We start from the raw sequence: 5,408 nt of genomic DNA, 5'->3' as shown, positions 1-5,408 counted from the left end.
TAGAGCAGGAGTCCACTTGCTGCGGCCACCTGGAGGCCGATAAGAGGGTGCTTTTTCATGTTTTTCAGGCTTTCAAAAAGAAGCCATCCTCCTGCGAGCAGGGAAACGACTCTTTCGCCCTGATCGATGTTTTCTTTTCCTGTTGGTTCCGTGAGCAGTGATTTTGCCCGGTCAAGGAGTTTTATACTTAGTGCGTTCATAGGATGTTGTTTGTAAGATGAACAATGCCTATGTTTATTGGTTTTGAGTAATTTGAAAATATGTTTTACTGATCTAGCTGAATCTTACAGATTATGAGGCTTAACCAGAAAACATATTTTCCTGGGTAGTAACCGGGTTGGGTACTTAAGGTTTGATGGTGCCTTCTATAGAGTCGTCGTAGGTTTCGCCTTTAACGGCTCCGATAACTCGTTTTACCAATGCGACTGCCATGCCATGTTTGGTGTCCCAATAGTAACCTTTTACAGGACTGAACTTCAATACTGTTATTCTTGGGTCTTCTTTACCTTCTGTGAACCATGTTTTCAATAGTGGGTTCCAAAGTTTGTCTATGGAATCTTTATCTTTTGTAATGGTTACCTTTCCATACAGCGTCAAAAAATCACTGTATTCGGAGCCCTGCAGGAGTAATTGCACGTGGGGATCTTTGTTGATGTCTGCATTTTTCTCGCTATCCTCTGCACTTAGGAACCAGAAGTTTCCGTCGTCGTCAATGTGATCTGCAGACATTGGCCGGGTGGTGAAAAGCCCTTCCTTATCGTTCTTTGTACAAAAGAAACAGGAGCCTGCTTGTTTTGCAAGTTCCTTTATTTTATCGATACCTTCTTGTCCGGCCAGGTTTTTAAAGTTGTCTTCGGGTTGGTTTTTGTTAATCGAATCCATTTTCTAAATGTTTATGTTTTTAAATAGGTTAATGTAGGCTAGGAACAAAAATTTTGTTGTATTGTTTAAGGAATTCTGGAACTTAAGGTTATATCGAAGAGACACAATAAATTTTGGCTTAGCTTGTCATGGTAGGAGGATTGGTATGGAAAGTGAACTTGGTAAAGGCAGTAAATCTTTGTTTTGTATGAAATTAAATGATTGATTATCAGTGATAAACAAAATATTTGAAATTTTTTTCACTTTCTTGTACCCGATTACATTTTTTGAAGTGTCTTTGTTGTGATTATCTTGATATAGATAATTAGAAAAAGATGAACGAACAACAGTCAAAAGAAGTATTAGAAAGATTTCAGGCAGGGACAGACTCCCCGCAGGAAAATCAGCAAGTGCGCTATTGGCTGCATCATTTGCATGAAGATCAACCTTCAGGTTTATCAGAAACGCTTCTTAGAGATACTCACGATGAAATGTGGTCATCTATTCTTCTCCAAACTCAACCAACAACTACAGTTAAAACCACCAGGCTGCCTATGCGCATTGTACTTGCAGCAGCATCAGTGGTCACTATACTTGGCATTTGTATATATTTTTTCACTAAAGAACCTTCGGACAATAGGTTTGCCAACAACATTCTTCCCGGAACTGATAAAGCCACGCTTATTTTAAGCAATGGCGATAAAATTAGTTTAAATGAAGCGAAGAATGGTGTGCTGGCCCTACAATCTACCATGAAAGTAATCAAGTCCGAAGGTGGAGAAATTATCTACACCTCTCGACCTGACCCGGCCCCGTACACCAACGGGGCCCGGAACCAGGAATCAGAAACAAAAAATGTAAACACCATGATTACACCCCGTGGTGGACAATATAAGCTCTCGTTGCCAGACGGCACGAAAGTATGGCTCAACGCTGCTTCAACTTTAACCTACCCCGTTTCTTTCGCCGGACGTAAAGAACGTAGAATTGAGTTGAAGGGCGAGGCCTACTTCGAGGTAGCAAAAGATAAAATGCATCCCTTTTTGGTGCAAAGCAAAACCCAGGTGGTAAAAGTACTGGGTACGCATTTCAATATTAGTAGTTATCCAGATGATACCAGTACGCAAACAACTTTAACAGAAGGAAGCGTGTTGGTTAATATGGTTGCACTTAAACCCGGACAACAGGCTGTCAACTCAGGCTCCCTGATTAAAGTGAGGTCTGTTGATCCGGATGGTGTCATTGCTTGGAAAAATGGTGAATTTTCTTTTAGAAACGAACCATTGGAGCGAATCATGAAACAATTGTCGAGATGGTATGATGTAGATGTTATCTATCAGAACCAACAAACGGGAAGTCAGTTATTTGGCGGTACCATCTCTAAATACAAAGACATTTCCAAAGTACTGCGCATGCTGGAGCTGACCGGCGATGTTAAATTCAAAATGGAGGGAAGAAAAGTTTATGTACAATAAAATCTTTATTCCTGTTTAGCAGAATCATCAAAATTATGTAATTTGCAACAAAAAATGGGCCTATTGGAAAAATAGGTCTTTTCCTATTTTGTTGATACATGCGCATACTTACTTCTATTGTTTTTACTTTGTTATTGTTAACCGGTGTATCTGCTTTTGCCCAGAAAATAACCTACGTTAAAAAAGAAGTAACCCTTGCTCAGCTTTTCAAAGAGATTAAAAAACAAACCGGGTTTAATGTGATCTGGAATGAAGAAAAGCTCAACGCGGAAAAAAGTATCAGCGTGAACTTCCATGGCGCCTCTTTAAATGAGGTCATGAGCAAAGCCTTGACTAATCCTTCACTCAGCTTCACCATTACCGATAAAACCATAGTCATTACCCAAAAGGAAGTTTCTTTTCTGGATAGGATCATGAGTCCATTCCGGGAAATTAATGTCAGCGGTGTAGTGCGGGATGAAAACAACAAACCACTTTGGGCAGCTACCATAAAAGTTAAAAACAAGAACAAGTACGTGCATACAGACAGTCTGGGCAGGTTTACTTTAGAAGGCGTTCGGCCTGATGCTGCGTTGGTGGTTTCCTATCTTGGTTATCAATCCAGAGAAATCCGTGCGCAAACAGATGTAGGTACCTTAAAACTGATGATGATCAGCGGAAACCTCGATGAAGTTCAGATTGTATCTACAGGTTACCAGACTTTGCCTAAAGAAAGAGCCACTGGTTCTTTTGTTCGGATAGACAAAGATCTATTGGACCGTTCTGTTTCTACGGGTATCCTTGACCGTCTGGATGGTGTAACCAGCGGCTTAATTTTTACTTCACCAGTAACAAGGCAGGTTGGGCAGAGTGCTATAGAGATTCATGGCCGTTCCACCTTATTTGGCAATGCCGATCCACTGATTGTTCTGGACAACTTTCCTTACGATGGGGACATAAACAACATCAACCCGAATGATATAGAAACTATAACTATATTGAAAGATGCAGCTGCAGCGTCTGCTTGGGGCGCACGTTCCGGAAATGGTGTAATTGTGATTACGACCAAAAAAGGAAGCCTGAATACCGCCCCGAAGATTGGCTTCAATGCGAATGTGACCTTTGGTCAAAAACCGAACCTTTATAATCCACCACAACTCAATTCTTCAGAAGTGATAGATGTACAACAATTTTTGTACAAACAAGGTGCTTATGATGCAGCCATTGGCAATGGTTATGCTGCACTTCCACCCGCTGTAGAGTTGTTTCGAAATCCATCTGCTCCAGATTACGAAGTGAAATTGAATGCTTTGCGAAATATTGACGTCAGGGACCAACTGTTAAAGTATTTTTACCAGACCAGTATCGCACAGCAATATCAAGCCAGTTTAACTGGGGGAGGTAAACACCAGAAATATGCACTTTCGGCCGGATACGATCATAACCTGGGCAGTATGGTTGGAAATAGTTATAACCGAATCACCTTAAATTCAAGTCATAGTTTTTACTTTTTCAAAGACAAATTAGAGCTTTCTTCTAACCTAAGGTATACCGGTAGTAACAACAAGACGATTCCATCTTTTTTTCCTAACAATCCATATGATCAGGTTGCTGACAACAATGGCAACCCTATTACAGTCGCAAATAATATGAATTTGTCTTATGCCCAGACGGCGGGTAATGGGAAATTACTCAATTGGCTGTATAAACCCCTGGAAGAATTGCAAAACAGGTATAATACCACCACAACCAACGTAGATAATTACAGGATTAACCTGGCTTTAAGCTACAAGGTGGTTGCAGGATTAAAACTTTCTGCTGTATACAACTATGAAAAAGGAAAATCTGATTTAAGTAGAGTTTATGAGCAGAGTTCATACTTTACTAGGGATCTAATCAATACTTATACTCAAATTGATCCGGTAACTGGAAAGCTAACTCGACCTATACCTATTGGAGATATTTATTTAAGTATGCCTACCAAAAGTAAATCTCAGAGTGGAAGGCTTCAGATTGATGAAGAAGTGAAATTTGGAAAACATGCGCTGAATGCCATTGCAGGTGTGGAGATTAGGGAATTGAATATAAGCGATAGCCAAAATATATTTTATGGCTATAACGCGCAAACTGGTGCGAATCTGAATTCCAGTTTGAATTTTACAGAAGACTATCCGCTTTTCTATGGTGGGTCTGCCAGAAAAATTCCCTTTAACAACACTTCATCTGGAACTGATAATCGTTTCTTTTCCTATTATTTCAATGGTGCTTATACTTATGCCGACAAATATATAGTATCCTTAAGCGCAAGGCAGGATGAATCCAATTTATTTGGAGTAAGCACCAACCAAAAAGGCGTTCCGCTTTGGAGTTCGGGATTGTCCTGGGTATTGAACAAGGAAAGTTTTTATGCCATAGATTGGCTACCTTATTTAAAATTAAGAGCTACCTATGGTTATACCGGTAATGTAGACAATAACTTGTCTGCATATTTAACCACCCAGGCTGGCTCTATGTATACAAATACTTACGGGGCACCCTATGCAATTGTCGTCAACCCTCCAAATCCTTCCCTTCGCTGGGAAAAAGTGAGAAACATGAATTTTGGGTTAGACTTTATGACAAAAAATGGCCGGATCATTGGAAGTTTAGATATTTGGCAAAAAAATGGTATGGACTTAGTTGGAAATACCAGTGTTGCACCACAAACCGGGATATCTGTATATAGGGGAAACTCAGCGAATACCTTAACCAAGGGGATGGATCTCCAAATCAGCAGCCAGAACCTCACGGGCGTTATAAAATGGAACACCGCCTTCATGTATAATCATGTAACCAGTAAAGTGACCTCTTATAAGGTCACTAATGGATCCAATTTAAATGTGATTACAGAAAACTATTTAAACCCCTTGGAAGGCTTTCCCTTTTATTCTGTATTTAGCTTAAAATACATTGGACTGGATAATAGAGGAAATCCTCAAGGCTATCTAAATGGTATACCGAGTACAAATTACGGAGCAATTCTCAATTCAACAAACAGAGGTGAGCTGGTTTATAATGGTTCCGCAACGCCAACCAGTTTCGGTAATATACTAA

The 5,408-nt window shown here is 40.0% G+C and carries 3 protein-coding genes and 1 pseudogene; 2 read left to right on the top strand and 2 right to left on the bottom strand.

The window, feature by feature from the left end; translation table 11 throughout:
* Window positions 1-200: pseudogene (locus VNZ46_RS02380) on the bottom strand (cyclase); the annotation flags it as partial.
* Between the two features lie 145 nt (window positions 201-345).
* Entirely contained in the window at window positions 346-882 is a 537-nt protein-coding gene (locus VNZ46_RS02375; protein ID WP_199078465.1) for a pyridoxamine 5'-phosphate oxidase family protein, read from the bottom strand.
* A gap of 314 nt (window positions 883-1,196) precedes the next feature.
* Here VNZ46_RS02375 and VNZ46_RS02370 point away from each other — a divergent pair, with 314 nt between their 5' ends.
* On the top strand, window positions 1,197-2,336 hold the full coding sequence (locus VNZ46_RS02370; protein WP_325558467.1) for a FecR family protein: 1,140 nt from the start codon (window positions 1,197-1,199) through the stop codon (window positions 2,334-2,336).
* 98 nt (window positions 2,337-2,434) lie between these two features.
* Window positions 2,435-5,408 (top strand): SusC/RagA family TonB-linked outer membrane protein (locus VNZ46_RS02365; RefSeq protein ID WP_325558466.1); only part of this gene is annotated, 2,974 nt, incomplete at its 3' end.

The sequence above is a fragment of the Pedobacter sp. genome (assembly GCF_035566355.1).
Lineage (GTDB): Bacteria > Bacteroidota > Bacteroidia > Sphingobacteriales > Sphingobacteriaceae > Pedobacter.
The sequence above is the reverse complement of the archived record's forward strand: the minus strand, read 5'-3'. Positions and strand labels throughout refer to the sequence as shown.

Coding starts and splice junctions, on each gene's coding strand:
- VNZ46_RS02375 (WP_199078465.1), bottom strand. CDS start 882: ATGGATTCGATTAACAAAAACCAACCCGAAGACAACTTTAAAAACCTG.
- VNZ46_RS02370 (WP_325558467.1), top strand. CDS start 1,197: ATGAACGAACAACAGTCAAAAGAAGTATTAGAAAGATTTCAGGCAGGG.